The 19,437-nt window shown below is 62.6% G+C and carries 16 protein-coding genes and 1 pseudogene; 8 read left to right on the forward strand and 9 right to left on the reverse strand.

From position 1 onward, the window contains the following. Positions 1 to 68 precede the first annotated feature (68 nt). Together TERRO_RS17485 and TERRO_RS17490 are read right to left on the reverse strand one after the other, a co-directional pair. Positions 69 to 668, reverse strand: a complete 600-nt coding sequence (locus TERRO_RS17485) for a hypothetical protein (RefSeq protein WP_014787031.1) — start codon at positions 666 to 668, stop codon at positions 69 to 71. A 106-nt stretch (positions 669 to 774) separates the two neighbouring features. Then, a complete protein-coding gene (locus TERRO_RS17490) occupies positions 775 to 1,128 on the reverse strand; it encodes a YtxH domain-containing protein (RefSeq protein ID WP_014787032.1) in 354 nt (117 codons plus the stop codon). A 306-nt stretch (positions 1,129 to 1,434) separates the two neighbouring features. Between TERRO_RS17490 and TERRO_RS17495 the strand changes: the two genes are divergently transcribed. From TERRO_RS17495 to TERRO_RS17515, 5 genes are all read left to right on the forward strand, one after another. Next, positions 1,435 to 2,529, forward strand: a complete 1,095-nt coding sequence (locus TERRO_RS17495; RefSeq protein WP_014787033.1) for a BON domain-containing protein — start codon at positions 1,435 to 1,437, stop codon at positions 2,527 to 2,529. A gap of 208 nt (positions 2,530 to 2,737) precedes the next feature. Then, positions 2,738 to 4,438, forward strand: coding sequence for a glycoside hydrolase family 57 protein (locus TERRO_RS17500; RefSeq protein WP_014787034.1), 1,701 nt, complete (start codon positions 2,738 to 2,740; stop codon positions 4,436 to 4,438). Between the two features lie 101 nt (positions 4,439 to 4,539). Continuing rightward, positions 4,540 to 5,379, forward strand: a complete 840-nt coding sequence (locus tag TERRO_RS17505) for a hypothetical protein (protein WP_014787035.1) — start codon at positions 4,540 to 4,542, stop codon at positions 5,377 to 5,379. Further along, a complete protein-coding gene (locus TERRO_RS17510) occupies positions 5,376 to 6,110 on the forward strand; it encodes a class I SAM-dependent methyltransferase (protein WP_014787036.1) in 735 nt (244 codons plus the stop codon). The genes TERRO_RS17505 and TERRO_RS17510 overlap by 4 nt, the downstream gene beginning before the upstream one ends. Before the next feature lie 3 nt (positions 6,111 to 6,113). Continuing rightward, complete coding sequence (locus tag TERRO_RS17515) at positions 6,114 to 6,662, forward strand: SixA phosphatase family protein (RefSeq protein WP_014787037.1); 549 nt, start codon at positions 6,114 to 6,116, stop codon at positions 6,660 to 6,662. Here TERRO_RS17515 and TERRO_RS17520 read toward each other — a convergent pair. Further along, complete coding sequence (locus TERRO_RS17520) at positions 6,614 to 8,203, reverse strand: Ppx/GppA phosphatase family protein (protein ID WP_014787038.1); 1,590 nt, start codon at positions 8,201 to 8,203, stop codon at positions 6,614 to 6,616. The two genes, TERRO_RS17515 and TERRO_RS17520, sit on opposite strands and share 49 nt — an antisense overlap. A gap of 167 nt (positions 8,204 to 8,370) precedes the next feature. On the opposite strand from TERRO_RS17520, the gene TERRO_RS17525 reads away from it, so the two are divergent. Together TERRO_RS17525 and TERRO_RS24005 are read left to right on the forward strand one after the other, a co-directional pair. After that, on the forward strand, positions 8,371 to 10,233 hold the full coding sequence (locus TERRO_RS17525) for an ArnT family glycosyltransferase (RefSeq protein ID WP_014787039.1): 1,863 nt from the start codon (positions 8,371 to 8,373) through the stop codon (positions 10,231 to 10,233). A 237-nt stretch (positions 10,234 to 10,470) separates the two neighbouring features. Continuing rightward, positions 10,471 to 11,007, forward strand: a pseudogene (locus TERRO_RS24005) (ArnT family glycosyltransferase); the annotation flags it as partial. 1,223 nt (positions 11,008 to 12,230) lie between these two features. On the opposite strand, the gene TERRO_RS17535 reads toward TERRO_RS24005, so the two are convergent. The 3 genes from TERRO_RS17535 to TERRO_RS17545 are packed head-to-tail and all read right to left on the reverse strand — an operon-like array spanning position 12,231 to position 14,322. Then, complete coding sequence (locus tag TERRO_RS17535; protein ID WP_245536140.1) at positions 12,231 to 13,466, reverse strand: glycosyltransferase; 1,236 nt, start codon at positions 13,464 to 13,466, stop codon at positions 12,231 to 12,233. Positions 13,467 to 13,468: 2 nt separating this feature from the next. Next, complete coding sequence (locus TERRO_RS17540; RefSeq protein ID WP_041592698.1) at positions 13,469 to 13,864, reverse strand: MerR family transcriptional regulator; 396 nt, start codon at positions 13,862 to 13,864, stop codon at positions 13,469 to 13,471. A gap of 14 nt (positions 13,865 to 13,878) precedes the next feature. Further along, positions 13,879 to 14,322: a GNAT family N-acetyltransferase gene (locus TERRO_RS17545; protein ID WP_014787043.1), complete on the reverse strand. Its 444-nt coding sequence runs from the start codon at positions 14,320 to 14,322 to the stop codon at positions 13,879 to 13,881. Between the two features lie 78 nt (positions 14,323 to 14,400). Here TERRO_RS17545 and TERRO_RS17550 point away from each other — a divergent pair, with 78 nt between their 5' ends. Next, the gene (locus TERRO_RS17550; protein WP_014787044.1) at positions 14,401 to 15,441 is read left to right on the forward strand and encodes an SDR family NAD(P)-dependent oxidoreductase; all 1,041 of its coding nucleotides are present in this window, start codon (positions 14,401 to 14,403) and stop codon (positions 15,439 to 15,441) included. 120 nt (positions 15,442 to 15,561) lie between these two features. Here the strand turns inward: TERRO_RS17550 and TERRO_RS17555 are convergent, their stop codons facing one another. The 3 genes from TERRO_RS17555 to TERRO_RS17565 all read right to left on the reverse strand — a co-directional run bounded on the left by TERRO_RS17555 (position 15,562) and on the right by TERRO_RS17565 (position 19,420). Next, on the reverse strand, positions 15,562 to 16,773 hold the full coding sequence (locus tag TERRO_RS17555; RefSeq protein WP_014787045.1) for a DnaJ C-terminal domain-containing protein: 1,212 nt from the start codon (positions 16,771 to 16,773) through the stop codon (positions 15,562 to 15,564). 59 nt (positions 16,774 to 16,832) lie between these two features. Then, on the reverse strand, positions 16,833 to 17,810 hold the full coding sequence (locus tag TERRO_RS17560) for an Fpg/Nei family DNA glycosylase (RefSeq protein WP_014787046.1): 978 nt from the start codon (positions 17,808 to 17,810) through the stop codon (positions 16,833 to 16,835). 107 nt (positions 17,811 to 17,917) lie between these two features. Then, a complete protein-coding gene (locus TERRO_RS17565) occupies positions 17,918 to 19,420 on the reverse strand; it encodes a SulP family inorganic anion transporter (protein ID WP_014787047.1) in 1,503 nt (500 codons plus the stop codon). Positions 19,421 to 19,437 lie beyond the last annotated feature (17 nt).

Here is a 19,437-nt window from a genome sequence, read left to right on the forward strand (position 1 = left end):
CAAGTAGCCCCAAAACAGAAACGGGATGCCCGAAGGCACCCCGTTCGCTGACTTTACTGACTCGCAGACTACGCGTGATAGTCGTCTTCCTGTCCGGTGTAGATGCTCTCGCCTTCGAAAGCAACAGGCTTCGGTACAACTGGCTTTGGCTTCGGCGTGAAGTTCGCGATCAGAGCTTCGATGCCGCCCTTGGCGCCGCTGACCAGGCCAGCCATCTGCCGGACCGGAACCATGATGGCGTGCGCCACGGTATGCGTGACTTCGGTCGTCTTGTCGAGCACATCGGTCACCATGCCATCCACGCGATCGCTTTGACGACGTGCCTTATCGGCGGTGTCGGTGACCAGTGCGTCTACCTCGGCCAGCTTCGCGCGATACACATCGCTCGTCTCGGCGAAGTTCGTGGTGACCCGGCGGATCTTGGGTGCCGTATCGACCGCAACATCGCGTGCGACCTGCGAGATGTCCGTGACCTTCTCAGAGATCTGGTGAACATTCTCGAGGATCGGATAAACCTTGCCCTTGGCCTCGGCGACGACGTCCGTCAGTTGCTTCACCAGCTTCGATCCAACCAGGGCAAGCACCAGGACGGCAATGCCCTGCAACAGGAATCCTACGGCGATGATTCCAACCAGGATCAGCAGAAAATGCGCTTGAGATTCAGTCATGGCAGATCTCTTTCAGTATTCGCCCATTCCGGGCAGTTCTGTTTAAGGCGTTAGACAAGCGGAAGCCCGCGATCAGAGTATCGCGGGCTTCTGCATCCAGAAAAAATTAGTAGGTCTGGTTCTCGACCTTTTCCTGGTAGATCTGCTTGCCGGTATCGACAGCCGACGCAACCTTGTCCTGCTGCTGCGCTACGAAGTCCTTGCCCTTGTCGACATACTGGCTCCACTGCGTACGGCCCTTGTCGTAGTACTCGCGACCCTTGTCCACGTATTCCGTGACCTGGTCTTTGGTCTGGTCAACGTACTGGTTGGCCTTTTCCTTGGCGTCCATCGCCTGTGCGGCCAGTTCATCGCGGGTTTCACGGCCGCTCTTGGGCGCATACAGAACGCCAGCGAGGGCACCAATGCCAAGTCCTGCGAGGAACCATCCCAGACCGCTGATCGAGTTATCGTCTGCCATCTCGTTTTCTCCTATGAATCGAATGTGAACTACAAAACTGGAGCACGGACGGCCGTGCACTGCCTGTGGAAGCGAGCCGCCGGAGTCTACCCATCGAGAGCATAGATCAGGCCGGAAGACTTCGCCGCAACAATCAGGACGGATGCGGACCATCCGATTCTGGTTGCCGCGTGGCGCCGGGGGTGGGAGAGTATCCCTAACGCAATTCTCGACATCGGTCGGGTGCGCGTCTTATAAGTACGCAATGCGGTCGAGTCCACAGCGCAGGCAGTGAGTCCCGTTGAGACCGATCCATGAGGAGATGGCATGAAGCAGAGAATGGCAGGCAGGAACACCTCGCGAGCGGCAGCACTTGCGCTGGCAGCGGTCATGGTCGCGGGTGCAGTCGGCTGCAAGCAGACAGCACCGGTCGTGGATGACGCCACACTGACCTCGCAGGTACAACAGCGTATTGCGGGCGACAGCGCCCTGGCCAGCGAGCCGGTTCAGGTTATCTCGCAGGGTGGTGCCGTGACGTTGACCGGCTCCGTCAGCAACGGTGCCGCGCGCAGCCTGGCAGCCAACGACGCAGCAGCGGTCACCGGCGTCCGGCAGGTCATCAACAACATTACGGTCAACCCCGCCACAGCGCCTGTAAGCGCAGCCGCGACCACACCTCTGCCGGTGGCTCCGGTTCAGTCCGTTGCGCCGCCTCGTGAGCGTGTCCGGGCATCTGCGCCGCCACCGCCGCGTTACACGCAGCCCGCTCCCCCGCCCCAGCAGCAACAGCCGGCGCCGGTAGCTCGCGTGACGCCGCCCCAGCAGCAGCAGCCTGCGCCGCCGCCGCAACCCATCACACGCGTTATCACCCTTCCTGCCGGCAGCACGCTGCCGGTACGCGTAACGCAGACGCTGGACTCCGCAACGACGCAGCCCGGTGAGACCTTCACAGGCGCCATAGCGACCGACATCGTCCAGGACGACATGCTGATCATCCCGCGCGGCGCCCCTGTTACCGGTCGCGTCACAGAAGTCCATGAAGCAGGTCACTTCAGTGGCTCCTCGCTCCTCACGGTCGAACTGACCAGCGTCAACGCACGTGGCGAGCGCATCTCGCTCTCGACACAGCCCTACAGCGTCGAAGGCAAGGGCCGCGGCAAGAACACTGCCGTAAAGACCGGTGTCGGTGCGGCTGCAGGTGCTGTGCTCGGCGGCATCTTCGGCGGCGGTAAGGGCGCAGCCATCGGTGCAGCCGCTGGCGGCGGTACCGGTGCTGGCATCAATGCCGTCACACGCGGCCAGCAGGTGCAGATCCCCAGCGAAAGCGTTGTTCGCTTCGTCACCACCAACTCGCTCGCCGTGCGCACATCGACACATGCTGGCGGCAACTACGGCTCTCCGTCCCTGCAGGATCGGCAGTAAGTTCGGGGCAAATCGACATGGGCCGGCGCACACCAGCGTCGGCCCATTTTGCTGTCTGCCGCTTGCCGCCACACTGTGCAATGCGACACGACAACGCTTTCCACGCGGTGCTAACATTTCTCACTGAACCGCCCTTTCGGGCCCTACCCGTTGCGAGCAGTCCGCTAACCCCGCAGACCGCAGACGTGACAATGAGATTGAATCCCGCATGAAGAAACAACCACTGGGCAGCGTCGGACTTTTCAGCTTTGTGCTGCACGCACACTTGCCCTATGTTCTGCATCATGGCACCTGGCCGCATGGTCTGGAGTGGCTGCTCGAAGCCGCCGCCGAGACCTACCTGCCGTTGCTGCGCGTTGCGCGCCGGCTGGAAGCTGAAGGCGTTCCCCTGTGCCTGAACGTCAGCGTATCTCCAGTCCTTCTGGAGCAGCTGGCCCACACCGACTTCCGCGCAGAGCTGCCGAACTATCTCGAACGCAAGATCGCATCGGCGCGTGAAGACGCGGCGTTCTTCCAGCAGGCTGGCGAACAGCATCTCCTCTACCTGGCACATCACTGGGAACGCACCTTCCAGCAGGCGCTTGACGATCTGCAGGCTCTGGATGGGGACATCATCACCGGCTTCCGGCAGGCTGAAGCCACAGGCGCCGTGCATCTTCTGACATCCGCTGCCACGCACGGCTACGCGCCGCTGCTGGGTACGGACGAGAGTGTCCGCGGCCAGTTTCAGACGGCTGTGCAGGCGCACCAGCGGCACTTGGGCCGGGCACCCCAGGGTGTCTGGCTGCCAGAATGCGGTTACCGTCCTGCCGGTCCCTGGCGCTTTCCTGTCGCACCGCAGGGCACTGCGAAGACGGAGCCGACCACCGACCGTATTGGCGTCGAAACTGCACTGGCCGAGGCCGGCCTGCGCTTCACCTTTGTCGACAGCCATCTGGTCGAAGGTGCTGAGAAACTGCAGCCCACCGAGCGCACGAACAAGCCCGTCGCTGTCGCGCAGCAGACTGACGCGAAATCTTTGTACCACCCCTACCAGATTGCGGAGAGCGAAGTCGCCGTCTTTGCGCGAGATCCACGCACCGCAACGCAGGTGTGGAGCGCGCAGTACGGCTACCCCGGCGACTTCCAGTACCTGGACTTCCATAAGAAGCGCTGGCCCGGAGGTCATCGCTACTGGCGCGTGACCGGCTCCGGCCTGGGTATGGAGGCAAAGGAGCATTACCATCCCGAAGCTGCCATGGAACGCAGCCGCGCGCACGCCGAGCACTTCGTGAATCTGGTCGCAGACACATTGCGCTCGCAGCCCGCACGGGACGGCGCACCGCCCTTGCTCTGCGCTCCCTTTGATCTGGAACTCTTCGGCCACTGGTGGCATGAGGGCATCCTTTTCCTCGAGAACGTGGCACGCGTGCTCGCAACCGGAACCCACGGCGTGCAACCCATAACCTGCGCGGACTACCTGAAGGAGTTCGGTACCGAGGGAAGCATCCGCATGCCCGAAGGCTCGTGGGGCGCCAACGGCGACAACAGTGTCTGGCTCAACGGCGACACGACCTCTCTGCTGGCGCGCATGTACGCCGCAGAGCTTGCCGTACGCGATGCTTCGAAGCAGGTCGCATGGACCGACGGCGGCACCGGCGAACGGATCGCCGTGCAGATGTGCCGCGAACTGCTGCTGATGGAGTCCAGCGACTGGCCGACACTTATCACCACGGGTGCCGCGCGCGACTATGCCGAGAAGCGTTTCGCCGAACATGACGCCGCCTTCGCTGCAACACTTGCGGCATGGCAGTCCTTTGTCGCCGGCGGATCGCTCTCGAACGAAGACGAAGCCCGGCTCGCCGAGGCGGAGACGGTCGACGGCATCTTTGCCGACCTGAAGACATCTGCCTGGCAAACGCGCGCGTAACCAGTTGCTTCGGCCATTCCTGCACGCCAGGAATGCGCCGGGGCGCTAAACTTCGGCACGTTCCGGCTGCCTCGGTCTGCGACACTCGGTAAACTTGAAGTGTGGCCACCGCGCTCATCTCCGCGCAGCAGACAAGCGGGAAGACACGCTCTCCTCTTGCGCTGTGGCATCTGCTCAGCCTGGACGCACCGACCATTGCAGCCGTCTGGACGGTCTACGTCTCGCGCAGCTTCGGCGTCATGCTGCCATGGAGCGCGCCCGCCGCGCTCGCTGTTGCCGTATGGATGCTCTATGCAGCGGACCGCTTGGCAGACGCGGCTCGCGGGAAAGACCTGCGGGAACGCCACCGCTTCCACGCAAGACATCGTCACGCTTTCGTTGGTGGCATCCTGGGTGCCGTTCCGATTCTTCTGTTCCTGCTAACGCAGATGCCACATACCCTTCGCCTTGCCTGGATGCTGCAGGCGCTGCCACTGGCGATCTACGTCGTAGCCGTGCATGCGTTGCGCCTGCCGCGAGTCCCCAAGGAGCATATGGTCGGCATCTTCTTCGCCTTCACATGCTTCATGCCTGCGTTGCTCGTCCAGCGTTCTCTACCAACGCTCATCGCAATGGCCGTCTTCGGCGCGCTCTGCTGGTTGAATTGCGCCGCGCTCGCCCGCTGGGAGCGCACATCAAGCGCAACACTCGACGCCGGCACCGCATGGGCTGCGGGACATCTCCGCTTCGCTTGCTTCGGGCTGGCAAGTGTCGCCACCGCCATGGTGCACACCTCCCACGCCCGCATCATCGCGCTCCCGATCGTGCTCAGCTGTTTCGCACTGGCGACGCTCGATGAGAAGCAGAGGAGTATGAAAGCCGTACACCTCCGTGCGCTCGCCGATGTGGCCTTGCTCACTCCCCTGCTGACTTGGCACCTGCTCCATTTCCTGGACCGATGAGCGGTTTCGACCGCCTCGCCCGGCCCTACCGCTGGTTGGAGTACCTCTCCTTTGGCCGCGCACTCGAACGTTGCCGCCTCCACTTTCTGCCGCAACTCGCCGACACCCGCCGTGCCCTGCTGCTGGGCGACGGCGACGGCCGCTTCGCCGAACGACTCCTGCGCACGATGGTCAAAGCGGGCGCCCCACAGCCTGCCTTGCGCTTACCGGATGGTTCCGTCACTGAGACCGCGGCGTCAGAAGACATGCAAGTCGTAGCGATCGACGGCAGCGCCGGCATGCTCGCAATTCTGCAATCACGCTGCGCCTTCGCCCGGAACCTCCTCGTGACTTACCTCACCGATCTCACGCAAGGCCTGCCAGCCATGCTCCAGTACGACCGCTTCGACCTGGTGACAACACACTTTTTCCTCGACTGCCTCTCGACAGCGCAAGTCGACCGCCTCGTAGGCGACGTGAAGCCGCGCATGACCGCCAATGCGCGTTGGGTCGTCTCCGAGTTTTCCGTGCCACCCCGCGGCGCAATGCGACTCCCCGCGTGGACAATTGTTCGCGGCCTCTACCTAGGCTTCCGCCTCCTTACAGGACTGCGAACGCAGCGACTTCCTGACTACCGCAGCGTCTTGCAGGCCCACGGATTCGTCCTCGATCAACAAACTTGCATGCTTGCCGGCTTGCTGACGTCCGAGCTGTGGCGTTTGGACAAAAGTCCAGAACCGTTAGAATCGTAAGTGATGAATCTCTACGTGCTTCGACATGCATCGGCTGGGCAGCGGCGATCCAATCCCGTGCTGGACGTGAAGCGCCCGCTCGATAAGGCAGGCAAACGCGACTGCCTCCTGCTGGGCAACACGCTCTCGTCGATGAATGTTAGCTTCGACCTCATCGTCAGCAGCCCGCTCAAGCGCAGTCTGCAGACCGCATCGCTCGTCGGCACCGAGACCGGCTACGAGCAGAAGATCCTGCTCTCCGACGCACTCGCGCCATCCGCGACGTTCGCCCAATTCGAAAAACTGCTGGTGGAGTGCGCCGGGCACGAGTCCCTGCTCGTCGTCGGACACAGCCCGAACCTCGTGCAGTTCCTCGGCCTGCTGATGCAGCCCGCCCAGCCCACCACTGCAAGCCGCCCGCCGGCAAACGTCCGCCTGCGCAAAGGGGCCATCGCGCGGCTCAACCTCGAACGCGGCGCAGCCATGCTGCAGTGGATGCTCGACCCGCGCGTCGTCCGGACGCTCTACGCCAACTCGACCACAAGGTCGCGCCGGAAGATCTCCCGGAAATAAACCGCTTCCTTGTTCAGCATCCAGCGCTCGAGCTCGGCGCCGCCACGCCCGGCATGCAGCTCGATCAGGACGCGCTTCGGATACGTGCGCACCGCCACCTGCAACGCCTCATTGGCACGGTTTTGGTTTAGCGCAACCGCCAGGCGGAGCAGCACAATCGCACGTCCAACATTCGAGTGCTCCTCGACCGGAATGCTGCGCATCGGCCGATCCATCGCATCGGGACGGCTCTTGCCCAGGTAACGCGCAATAGCGCTCATGGTCGTGCGCTCCGCCGGTGAGAACCCAAAGATCTCCGAATTTTCGATGATGTACTGCGTGTGCCGATGATGGCCCTGGTGGTTCATGAACTTGCCCACCTCGTTCATCATCGCCGCCGCGCTCAGCAGCTCGCGATAGTCCTCAGGCAGCCCGTGCACCCGCTCCATCGCGTCGAACAGCCGCACCGCATCGGCCCGTACTGAATCCGCACGCTTGGGGTCGATGTTGTACCGGCGGCAGACCTCCAGCACACCCTCCCATCGCTCCTGCTCCACAGCCTTATGAACTGACGCACGCTCGTCGGCGTCCGACAGCATCTGCGCCAGGATGCCGTCGCGCAGACCCAGCGGCGAGTAGCGAAACCCCTTCAGGTTCAACCGTTCCAGAATATCCGCGTACACAAAAGCGCCGCCAATGATGATCTCGCTGCGCTTCGGCCCGATCCCCGGGATCGCCATGCGCTCGCTGTTCTTCATCTTGACCAGCTTGTTGGCCAGTCGCCGGACAGAAACGATATCCGTCTCAAGCGGCACGATCTTGGTGGAAATGCGCCGCGTCGTAGTGGACTTCTTCACCATCTTCGCGGCCTTTGCAAGAGCCTTCGGCAGCATGCTCGGGTGCTTGCTCGCCTCCGCCAGTGCCGCCGCAGCGCCCGACGTAGCAATCACCAGTGGCGCAGCCGGCCGCCCCATCTTGCGTTCCAGCTTCCGCATCTCGCGGTCGATGTAGCTGTGCAACTGGCTCTGCTGATCGGCTGTCGGCGGATCGCTATGCAAAAACTCCTGCTGCAGACGCACCGATCCCAGCGGCATGGACACCATGCTCTGAATCCTGCCGCCATCTGAAAGAGTGACCTCGCACGATCCACCGCCCAGGTCGATCAGCACGCAGCGACCGCGCGCTCCCGGCTCATGCGTGACCACGCCCAGATGGATCAGTCGGCCCTCTTCAAGACCCGAGATCACCTCTACCACCCAACCCGTTGCGGACTTCACCCACGCAATAAAGGCCGACGCGTTCCGCGCATCGCGCATCGCCGACGTCGCAACCACGCGCACGCGATCCACAGGCTGCGCCTGCACCGATTTCTGAAATCTCTTCAGTGCCCGGATGGTGTTGGCCATCGCGTCCGGCGAGATCTCACCCGTCTCAAAGACGCTCTCGCCCAGCCTGACAACCTCTCGGTCCTCATGAAAAACCTTGATTTTGTGCTGTTCCACCGTGGCAATGGCCAGCCGACAAGAGTTCGACCCGATGTCTATTGCTGCAAAAGTGGGCAACGCTATCTCCTGCTCTGGGGTAAACAACAACGCCTGCCAGCGTAGCCAGGGGCAACATCTGCACTCTACACGACGTACTGATGACGCGAATCAGCATGAGCCTAACCTTAAGACTTTGCATCAGGTTGCTGTACACAGAAAGCAGTAGGAGGCGTCGAACCAGCAGCATGTCCAGCACCGCACAGGTACTATCCTCATCCGCGGTGACGGCTGCGACAAAGTCAACGCCGGCACGCAGGCACGTCCTGTTACTGGTCGCACTCTGGATTGCCGTCTACGCGGCCGCCCTCTTCGCTCCACCGCTCCTGGACGATGCCGACGCTACGCACGCCAGCGCCGCGCGCAACATCCTGCTCACGCATGACTTCGTGACCCTTCGCGTCGACGGCATCCGCTACCTGGAAAAGGCTCCGCTGCCGTACTGGTTCGTGGCCTCCGCCTTCCGGATCTTCGGCTTCAATGCCTTTGCGGTCCATCTGCCACAGGCCCTCGGCGTCCTGATGCTCGCCCTGCTGGCCTATCGCTGGGCACGCCGCGCCTGGAACGAACGCACCGCCCTCTACGCCGCCATGATGGTCCTCACCTCCATCGGCGTCTTCCTCTTCACCCGTGTCTTCATCCCCGAGGTGCTGCTTAGCCTCTTCCTCGCCGGTACCCTCTACGCCTTCCAGCGCGGCCTCGAAGAGAGGAGCCCGCGGCATATCTACGCTGCATACGCCCTGCTGGCTCTGGCCGTACTCACCAAGGGCCTGATCGCCATCGTCTTCACCGCTGGTGCGCTCTTCCTCTACGGCCTGCTCACGGGCGAGTGGAGGCGCTGGCGCGAGCTTCGACCCGTCACCGGCACCCTGCTCTTCTTTGCCATCGCGGCGCCGTGGCACATCCTCGCCGGCCTGCGGAACACTGGCGCCTACGGCGGCCACGGCTTCTTCTGGTTCTACTTCGTCAACGAGCACTTCATGCGCTTCCTCGGCCGGCGCATTCCGCACGACTACAACAAGCTGCCCGGCGGCCTCTACTGGGTGCTGCACCTCGCATGGCTCTTCCCGTGGAGCCTCTTCTTCCCCGCCGGCCTCGCCGTTGCATGGCTGCGTCGCGGACGCTTCTCCTCCCTGCGGCATACCTACGAGGGCCGCACCATCCTGCTGCTCACCAGCTTCGCCGCGTTGATCCTCGTCTTCTTCTCGATCTCGACCAATCAGGAGTACTACACCTTCCCGGCCTACCTGCCCATTGCCATGCTGACCGCCGCAGGCCTCACCGCGGCAGAGCGGCACGCACGCGTCCGCGGCTGGATCACCGCCGCACACGCTGCCTTCGCAGTACTCGGCATCGCCATCGCGGCCACACTCGCCTCGGGCCTCTGGAGCTCACGCCACCTGCCCTTCGTCTCCGATATCGGCGAACTCCTCGCACACCGCGGCGTTGGCGACTACACGCTCTCCATGTCGCACTTCTTCGACCTCACCGGCCCATCCTTCGCCGCATTGCGACTCCCAGCTGGCCTGGCTGCGCTCGTCTTCGCCATCGGTCCCACGGCAGCGTGGGTGCTCCGCCGTCGCGGTCACGCCCTGCAGAGCACCGTCGCCATCGCGCTCACCTCCGGCGTCTTCCTCATCGCGGCGCACATCGCCCTCATCCGCTTCGCACCCATGCTCTCGTCCGCCGCGCTCGCACAGAACTTCACCGACGCCGAGCGGACCGGCGTCATCGCACCCGGAACCCAGCTCATGCTCTACGGCGATCAGGCCTACGGCTCCACCCTGCCCTTCTACACCGGCCGCATCGTCCCGCTGGTCGAGGGCCGCTCGACTTCCATGTGGTTCGGGTCCACCTTCCAGGACGCGCCGCACATCTTCCTCTCGGACGCCGACCTGCTGCGCACCTGGGGTCAGGGCGTTCGCAAAGTGCTTTTTGTTCCGGAGGAAAAGCGTCAGGTCGTCGACCATCTACTCGGTTCGCGGGCTGTCGTCATGACCGAACTCTCGGGCAAAGCCCTCCTCACCGACCGGCCGCTCGCTCGCCCGTAGGAACACTGTTCCTCGCACACACTTGCGCACCGCACGTCTGTTCCCGTACAGATGAAAGGACTGATGTCCTTTTCTTCCAGTCTCGAAACAACCGACACCGCTGCGCCTGCCCGACAGCTTCGACGTCGCTCCATCGCCGTTCTGGTCGCCATATGGCTTGTCCTGCACCTTGGCTGCCTCTTCACTCCCGGCCTGCTCGACGATGTCGACAGCGTCTACATCGAAGTCGCGCGTGAGATGCTGCAGCGCCATGACTACGTCACACCCGTCATCGATGGCATCCGCTTCTTCGACAAACCGCCACTCATGTACTGGATGGCCGCCGCCGGCATGAAGGTCTTCGGCCCCTTCGACTGGGCCGCACGCCTCCCGCTCTCCCTTGCGGTACTCGGACTCTTTCTCTCGGTCTATGCACTCGGCCGCAAGCTGTTCGGCGAACGCGGCGGCTTCTACGCCGCACTCGCCATGGCAACCAGTCTGGGGCCCTACCTCTTCACACGCTTCTACATTCCGGACATTCTCAACGCGCTGTGGATGACGCTCGGCGTCCATCTCTTCCTCATCGCGCTGGACCGAGCACGCACCGGCCACACTGCCGCTGCCCGGTGGGCTACGTGGGCCTTCGCCGCAGTCATGGCGCTGAACCTACTGACGAAGGGCCTCATCGGCATCGTCTTCCCCATCGGCTTCGTCGTGCTCTACGCACTGCTGACCCGGCAGATGCGCCGCACGTTCAGCCTGCCTATCTTGAGCGCACTCGCCATCTTCGCCGCCATCGCGCTGCCGTGGCACGTGCTCGCCGCGCTGCGCAACCCTGCGATCGCGATGCCTGCGGGCACCGGCCTACCCGCGCACGCCGGGTGGTTCTGGTTCTACATCATCAACGAGCACTTCATGCGCTTCCGCGGCCTGCGCATTCCGCACGACTACGGCCAGGTGCCTATCCCGCTCTTTTGGCTTATGTTCTTCCTGTGGCTGATGCCTTGGGTCGCCTTCCTGCCCGCAGCTTGGACACAGTACGCGCGCCTATGGCGCGACCGCGCACTCGACAGCAGCAAACGTAAGCAGGCCGCGCTGACCGTCCTTCTGTGGAGCGGCATGGTCCTCGGCTTCTTCACGCTCTCCTCGCGGCAGGAGTACTACTCCCTGCCTGCGCTGCCCGCACTCGCGCTTATGGCCGGCGGCGTTGTCGCCGGTGCAGAGCATGGCGATCCGCATCTGCGACGCAACATCCTCCGCGCCAGCACATGGTTCCTGTTGCCGCTCTGCACACTGATCGGCATCGTCTGCGGCGTGCTCGGCATCATCTCGCCGTCAGCACCGGAGGGCGCAGACATCTCGCAGCTGCTCACCAGCAACCCCGATCAGTACAACCTCGCGCTCGGCCACCTGCATGACCTGACAACGCGCGCCATGGGCTTCTTCCGTGCGCCGCTGCTCGGCATGGCGGTCTCGATGCTCGGCGTCGGGCCCATCGCGTGGTGGCTCCGCTGGCACGGCGATCGCCGCATCGCGAACCGCGACCGCGCAGCCAACTCCGTACTGGCCGTCAGCATGTGCGGCGTTCTACTCTGTGTCCACACCGGTCTCGCACGCTTCTATCCCATCATCGGTTCCAAGGGACTGGCGACGCAGCTCGCCGCCGTCGTCCAGCCGCAGGACGCGGTGATGCTCGACGGAGAACTCACCAGCGGATCGACCCTGCTCTTCTACACACGACACCCATTGCAACTGGTCAACGGCCGCGTCAACGGCCCATGGTTCGGGTCGTTCTGGCCAGACGCGCCACACATCTTCGAAGACGAGGCCAGCCTGCACCGCGCATGGGCCGGCTCGCAGCGCGTCTACCTGCTCACCTACGAGAAGCCGCGCATCGCCGACCTGCAGAAGTTCGCGCCAGTGCGCATCTTCGCCGAGTCCGGCGGCAAGATGATTCTGACGAACAAGCCATAATGTGCGGGTTCCTCGCTGCGTACTACGCATGCAAAGTCTGAAGTCTAGCTCGCGTCTGCCTTCAGCGTGCCGTCCGGCATAATGCGGAATTTCGTACCGTGATAACTCGTGTCTGCCGGTAGATAGCTGCTGCACCACACTACGAATCCCAGCAGATCGCGCAACGGATAGATCACCGTTTGGAACGCAATTTCTTCTGCACCCAGCACACGCAGCATAGTGAATGCCTGCAGCATCCGGTTACCGATCGCAATCGCAAGGAACGCCACAGCGGCGATCCAGTGGGATCGCATCGCTTCCACTACAAAGCCGAGGAGACCAAAGGGCATCGCAAAGGTAAGTCCCGTGCCAAGATGCCCTGCAGGCCGCGAGCGGCGCGTGCTCTGCATCCACCGCAACTGGTCCCGGAATGACCGCACGATCCCCTGGTCTGCCACCACAAGCTTGATCACATGCGTCGACATCTCGACGCCGCGACCCGCTGCGGCAAGCCGGTTCCCCAGCACAAAATCCTCTGCCCAGTGATTCCCTAGATCGGCATATCCGCCGCCATCGGCAAAGGTCTTCTTCTGCAGGATCATCGTCACGCCCAGCGCAAAATCCGTGCCGCTGAGCATGTCAGCCACCAGCACACCCGACCCCATCTCCACCGTCTTGCCCACTGCATCAAGGTGCGTAAAGAGGCCGCCCTTGTCGACGTGGCCGATGTACAGGCATGACCCCAACTCCACCTGCCTGCCCTGCACCGTATGCCCAGGCGCCAGCGACTGGATGCAACGCAACAAGTAGTCTGGCGTTACGCGTGCATCCGCGTCGCTGGTAACGAGATGCGGATAGAGCGCCGTCTCACTCATCACACCCAGCGAAAACATCTTCGGATTGGGGAAGAGCGGTTCGCCACAGGCGTAGTAGCGCACGGGCTGCGACGGATACCGCTGCGCGATCTCGTGCGCCAGTTGGATCCCCTCATCCTCCAGGTGCCGAGCGCAGAACAGGATCTCGTACGGCGCGGGATAGTCCTGCTGAAAGAAGCTCTCAATGCTCGCTTCCAACCCAGGTTCCCGGCCATGCAGCGGCTTCAGAATGCTGATCGGTGGAGCGAAAGTCGCAGGCGTCCGCAACGCAACCAGCCGTCGGCGATAGAACCGCAACGCCGCTGCAAGCGCGAGACCACAGAAGATCATCGATGTAACGGTGCCGACGACGGCGATCCAGAAGAGAACATTGCCGGCGTGATGCACAGGTGCCGGCGTGGCCAGGGCTGGCAGAGGACGAAACACGATCAACGCTTGCGAACCGTCTTGCCGACGACGACCGTCCGCTTCAACGGCACCAGGCCCGACTCAGACCGCGGAGGCTGCTGCATCCGGCTCAACATCTCGTCCCGCATGTAACTGACAAAGTTCTGCATGTCGCTGTTCATTTGCTCCATGCGCTCCCGCATCTGCAGGATGATAGCGATGCCCGCAATATTCACGCCAAGATCCCGTGCTAGGTTCAGGATGAACTCCAGGCGCTCCAGGTCCTCATCGGTGTACAGACGCGTGTTTCCATCCGATCGCGACGGGCGTAGCAATCCCTCACGCTCATACAGCCGCAACGTCTGTGGATGAATGGCGTACATCTCCGCAACGGCAGAGATCATGTACGCGCCTTTACTGCGTCGCTTGGTAGCCATGGTGTTTGCTTTGTCTATCTTACCGGTTCGACCGCGAAGGCCGCACTGCCAATGACAAGGTCCATCCCGATGGAGTCTGGCGCTGTGGGCCGGAAGCCGAACTGGGCGTATAGCCTGTGCGCCTCGCCATCTGCCAACAGGTTGACGAACGACCCGGCAGGAACTGTCTCCTGCAGATATGCCACGATACGGCCCATCAACGCCTTACCAAGACCCCGAGCCTGATGATCGGGATGCACGGCGACATCGGAGATCTGAAAACAGAGCCCTCCGTCGCCAATAACGCGCGCCATGCCAACTACCCTGCCCTTATGACGCACCACCACACCGAAGAGCGTGCGCGGCAAACCCGCCGCAGCAGCTTCAATGCTGCGTGGCGACATACCGGCATCGACACGAAGCTGGCAGAACGTCGCCGGATCCGGCACCTCTTCGAACAGGCTGTACTCCTGATGCACTACTCCCTCCTGTTCAGGTATACGAATCGTTTTAGTTTCGCAGCAACAGCCCTGTCTGCATCGTGCGTCTGACTAGGGATGATTGCGAAGGTTCTGAAGTTGGGCACAAAGGCGGCATGGTGGGCGACGAAGCGGACGGCTCGCGGCTATCGCACGGAGACGAACATCGCCCTTGGCATCATCGGCGTAGCCGTTGCAGCGAACGAGGCGTACAAAGCGAAGCAGCGCGCCACTGCAATGTGCGGCAAGATCGTAGTCGTCATGGGCGGCAGCCGCGGGCTGGGACTCGAAATTGCGCGGCAGTTTGGTCTGGGCGGTGCACACCTGGTCCTCGTCGCCCGAAACGAAGATGAGTTGCGTAGCGCGCTGGGTAAGCTGCATGCGGAGGGAGCAATCCCAAATGGCGCTGCGGCCCATATCGTCGTTGGTGACGTATCCAGACAGGAAGACTGCGAACATGCGATCGCCAGCGCCACCAAGCGCTTTGGACGTGTGGATGTGCTGGTGAACTGTGCCGCCATCATGCAGGTGGCGCCCTTTGAAGACATGACGACCGAAGCCTTCGAGAGCGCGATGAAGGTGAACTTCTTCGGTGCTCTGTACGCGACGCAGGCCGTATTGCCCCAGATGCTGTCGCGAGGATCGGGCTCGATCGTAAATATCGCCAGCGTCGGCGGCAAGATCGCGGTTCCGCACATGTTGCCGTACGTCGCGAGCAAGTTCGCACTTGTCGGCTTCAGCGAAGGCCTGCATGCCGAACTGCGCCACAAGGGCATCCGCGTCACCACCGTTTGCCCGGGCCTGATGCGAACCGGCGCAGAGAGCGGCGTGAAGTTCGCCGGAAACGCGGAGAAGGAATATGCGTGGTTCAAGTTTGGAGCAGAGGCTCCACTTGTCTCCATCAACGCTCGCGCCGCGGCCCGCAAGATTTTTGCAGCAACCGTCGCTGGTAAGGCGGAGATCACGATCACACCACAAGCCTGGCTCGGAGCCCGCGCTGTCGGGCTGGCGCCGAACTTTTCCCAGCAGTTTGCCGCCGCAGTGAATCACCTGGGCCTCCCGGCAGCGAATGGCAATCGTGAGACCACGACCGGCGCCGAAATCGAAGCACGACAGTAGCGAGATTCGATCGGTGCTCCAGGCAGGTCCGCGCCGATCGGGTCCCATACTTCCCCAAAGCACGCGTCCGATCTCAACGCGGATGCGTCGCGACTCTTGCTTGTATGGGCAATCCACTTGCTACACCTTCGAGAACATCGCCTCGCGCGGATCTTCCGGATTCAGCTTGGCGAGTTCGCGAAGGATCTCCTTTGACCGCTCGTCCTGAATCTTCGGCACAACGATCTGCACTTCCACGATCTGGTCTCCACGAAGCCCTTCTTTCGCCGCAGAAGGCACCCCCTTCTCACGCAGGCGCAGCTTCTGGCCCGTCTGCGTACCCGGCGGAATCTTCAACTGCGCGCGGCCGTCGATGGTAGGCACATCGATCTTGGTGCCCAACGCTGCTTCAAACGCCATGACCGGCACGGTCACACGGATGTCATCGGCGATACGTGTAAAGACCGGATGCTGCCCCGCCTTCATGATCAGGTAAAGATCACCTGCAGGTGATCCCATGCTGCCGGCGTTGCCCTTGCCAGCCAAGCGGATGCGTTGTCCATCGCGCGTGCCGGGCTTAATGCGGAACTCGAGCGAGTCGCGGCGCGTGACTGTTCCTTCGCCGTGGCATGTGGGACAACCCTGCTGGATGCGGCCGGAGCCACCGCAGCGCGGGCACTGCACGTTGAACTTCATGCGGCCGTTCATCTGCGTGACCTGGCCGGTGCCGTTGCATTGCGGGCAGTTCTGCGGAGGCCCTACAACGCCCGCACCCTTGCAGGTGCTGCAGGGGTCTTGCCGCGAAATCTCAATGCGCGTAGTGCCACCGCGAATGGCAGTCCAGAAGTCGACTTCGACCTGGTATTCAAGGTCTGTACCCGCACGGGGGCCGCGCTGCGCCTGCTGACGGCCTGCTGGCCCGCCGCCTGAGAACATGCCGCCGAAGATGTCGCGGAACGAGGAGCCGAAGCCGCCGCCGCCTTGTTGCGGAGCTCCTCCGCTGAAGTCGAATCCACCGAAATCGAAGGGAACGCCGCCTGCGTCAGCAGGTGATCCGCCGCCAAATCCGCCGCCACCGTAGCCGCCGCGCGCTGCGGCTTCAGCCTGCGCGGGGTCGATATTGTCCGAGTAGAAGCCGAGCTGATCGTAGATCTTGCGCTTCTTGTCGTCACTCAGGACGTCGTTGGCCTCGGAGATCTCCTTGAATTTCTCTTCGGACTTCTTGTCGTTCGGATTTACGTCCGGGTGGTACTTGCGCGCGAGCTTGCGAAACGCCTTTCGGATCTCGTCCGTGGTGGCTGTTTTCTTGATGCCGAGCGCGCCGTAGTAGTCCTTGCTGGGTGTGGGTGCCATGTCTTCTTACTAGATTAGATGAGTCTTCCCCACTCATGGTTTCTATGTTGCAAGACGGGTCACAGGCGCTTGGGCTTCACTCGGCTGGACTTCAGGCTTATGCCCGGTTTCAGGGCCGATTCGTTCTCTGCGGCGGTGGTTTGCTGGTCCTTTGGGCACCAGTAAAGGGTGCGCCCTGCTACGTCTTTTCGGAGGATGGTTTCGCCGCAGACGAAGCATGGTTTGCCGTGGCGGCGGTAGACGTAGTGCTCTTCGCCGCGCTCAGCGAGGGCCTTTTTGCTGGGGCGGTCTTTGCGGTCAGTACAGACGATCCGGCGGTCAATCATGCCTGCTTTCAGCAGCGGAATTGCATCTTTCCAGATCGCTTTGAGACGATTCAGTGGCATTTCATTGCCGGGAGTGAACGGATTGACCCGATGACGGAATAAAAGCTCGGCGCGATAGATGTTTCCGATGCCCGCGATGATGCTCTGGTCCATCAGAAGCTCGCCGATGGAGGTCTTTTTTGCGAGGATCTTGTCGAAGGCTCGTTTGGGATCGTCGTGGCCGTCCGGCTCATGTGCGAGCGGGTCGGGACCGAGGCGGTCGAGGAGTGCCTGCCACTTTGCTGCGTCGTAGACCGAACAGTCGGTGGGTCCGCGCAGCTCCCACCAGTCGACATCTTCAGGTGGGAAGGGCTGTGTGCCGTCGTCGTGGGCGCAGGTGAGGTTGTGCGGCTGGCCCTTCTGCGAACGGGAGGGCCGGCCGCTGCCGGCGCGCTGCATGACGGCGCGCAGGAGGCCCTTTGGTTCGGGCAACGGGCCGCAGCCTTCGGTGAAGTCGCCGAAGCGGCCGAGGTGTACATGGAGGTAGAGCTCGCCGGGAAACTCGTAGCCGAGGTGCTTGCCTACTGCGTGAACCTTCAGCAGCTTTTTGCCATCGACGAGGTGTGCGTCGCTGAAGCGGTGGTTCGGACCCGGCAGGATGTTCAACTTGCGACCGGCAAATGCGGCCGTGTGACGCTCGGCCCATCGGTGTACTTCATTGCCCTCTGGCATTCTTACTCTCCAGGTAAAAGAGACGGGGGAGAGTGGGCAAAGGGTGCATCCCCTTGACCACTCTCCCCCAGTGAAACCGGAGAACAGATTGACGCGATCGACGATCTTCAGGCCGTCTTTGATGTCCAGTATTTGTTCTCGAGTGCGTGCTGTTCCAGCACGACACGCGAGCCATTTCGATTGGCCAGGTCGACCCAATCGCGCAGCATCTCAAGGCAGGAGTGATCGATGTAGCTAAGGTCGTCCGTGATGATGCGAACGGTCGCGTTGGCGGGCACTTTCTCAAGCGCTGCAGAGATGAGCGGGATACGAACGAAGGTGGCGGAGCCGACGAAGCGTAGCTGCCACTGGTTGTCTCCGGGCATGGCCTCAGAGTGGATGGTGAGTCGCGTCACGTTGTACAGCAGCGCGACGACGCTGAGCATGACGCCGACCAGGACACCGGTAAGCAGATCCCTCGAGACGATGGTGATCAGTGTTGCGAGGTAGATGAGGATGGGCACTTTGCCGTAGGAGGAGAGGTGACGCATATCCTTTACCTTGACGAGCTTCAGGCCAGTGAGGACGAGCACACCGGCGAGGCTGCTGGTGGGGACGGCACGGAGCACGCTGGCGAAGAGGACGATGGTGCCGAGGATCCATACGCCGTGCATGATGGCAGAAAGCCTGCTCGTGGCACCTGCCTGCACGTTGGCGGAGGAGCGCACGATGACGCCGGTCATGGGGATGGCGCCGACGGCGCCGCAAAGGATGTTGCCCACGCCCTGTGCGAGTAGTTCGCGGTCGTAGTTGGTCTTGACGGCGGGTTGCAAATTGGCGACGGCGGCGGCGCTCAACAGCGTCTCTGCGCTGGCGATGAGGGCGAGCGCGAGTGCAGAACCAATGGCGCTGCCGTTGATTTCGGTGAAGCTTGCAAGCTTCGGGAAGCTGAGTGAGTCAAGGAGGCTGTCGGGCACCTGCACGTGATTGATGGGCAGGTGGAGCAGCTTCGCGGTGATGCTGGCTGCCGCGATGCCGAGCAGGGCACCCGGGACGAGCTTCAGTTTCTCTGGACGGAAGCGTTCCCACAGCAACATCACGGTAATGGTGAAGCAGCCCATCAGCGAGGCCTCGAGCGCAGAGCTGGGGCCGAGGGGAAAGAGACCGTGCATGACCGTGCCGGGGACGGCAGCGAGGTTGGCGAGGCCCGAGCCCTTGGGCTTGTTGTCGAACATGACGTGGAACTGCTGGAAGACGATGAGCAGGCCGATGCCGGCGAGCATACCGTGGATGACCGCGGGTGAGATGGCCCGGAACCAGCGGCCCAGCTTTGCGGCACCTGCAATGAGCTGCACCACACCGGCGATCATGAGGATGGGAGCGAGCCCGGCGTAACCGTGCTCGTGAATGATTTCAAAGACGAGAACCGCCAATCCCGCAGCGGGACCGCTGACCTGTAGCGGCGAGCCCGCGATGGAACCGACGACGATGCCGCCGATGATCCCGGTGACAAGGCCCATGGCGGGCGGCGCGCCGGAGGCGAGGGCGATGCCCATGCACAACGGCAGCGCCACCAGGAACACTACGAGGGAAGCGGAAAGATCACGTACATACCTCTGCGGAAGAGCCATGGCAAGAGTCCTTGTTG

The organism is Terriglobus roseus DSM 18391 (assembly GCF_000265425.1).
In the GTDB taxonomy this organism is placed as follows: Bacteria; Acidobacteriota; Terriglobia; order Terriglobales; family Acidobacteriaceae; genus Terriglobus; species Terriglobus roseus.

What these genes read in the sequence shown, in the direction of transcription:
- TERRO_RS17485 (WP_014787031.1), bottom strand. Translation starts at nt 668, where the DNA reads ATGACTGAATCTCAAGCGCATTTTCTGCTGATCCTGGTTGGAATCATC.
- TERRO_RS17490 (WP_014787032.1), bottom strand. Translation starts at nt 1,128, where the DNA reads ATGGCAGACGATAACTCGATCAGCGGTCTGGGATGGTTCCTCGCAGGA.
- TERRO_RS17495 (WP_014787033.1), top strand. Translation starts at nt 1,435, where the DNA reads ATGAAGCAGAGAATGGCAGGCAGGAACACCTCGCGAGCGGCAGCACTT.
- TERRO_RS17500 (WP_014787034.1), top strand. Translation starts at nt 2,738, where the DNA reads ATGAAGAAACAACCACTGGGCAGCGTCGGACTTTTCAGCTTTGTGCTG.
- TERRO_RS17510 (WP_014787036.1), top strand. Translation starts at nt 5,376, where the DNA reads ATGAGCGGTTTCGACCGCCTCGCCCGGCCCTACCGCTGGTTGGAGTAC.
- TERRO_RS17515 (WP_014787037.1), top strand. Translation starts at nt 6,114, where the DNA reads ATGAATCTCTACGTGCTTCGACATGCATCGGCTGGGCAGCGGCGATCC.
- TERRO_RS17525 (WP_014787039.1), top strand. Translation starts at nt 8,371, where the DNA reads ATGTCCAGCACCGCACAGGTACTATCCTCATCCGCGGTGACGGCTGCG.
- TERRO_RS17540 (WP_041592698.1), bottom strand. Translation starts at nt 13,864, where the DNA reads ATGGCTACCAAGCGACGCAGTAAAGGCGCGTACATGATCTCTGCCGTT.
- TERRO_RS17550 (WP_014787044.1), top strand. Translation starts at nt 14,401, where the DNA reads ATGATTGCGAAGGTTCTGAAGTTGGGCACAAAGGCGGCATGGTGGGCG.
- TERRO_RS17555 (WP_014787045.1), bottom strand. Translation starts at nt 16,773, where the DNA reads ATGGCACCCACACCCAGCAAGGACTACTACGGCGCGCTCGGCATCAAG.
- TERRO_RS17560 (WP_014787046.1), bottom strand. Translation starts at nt 17,810, where the DNA reads ATGCCAGAGGGCAATGAAGTACACCGATGGGCCGAGCGTCACACGGCC.
- TERRO_RS17565 (WP_014787047.1), bottom strand. Translation starts at nt 19,420, where the DNA reads ATGGCTCTTCCGCAGAGGTATGTACGTGATCTTTCCGCTTCCCTCGTA.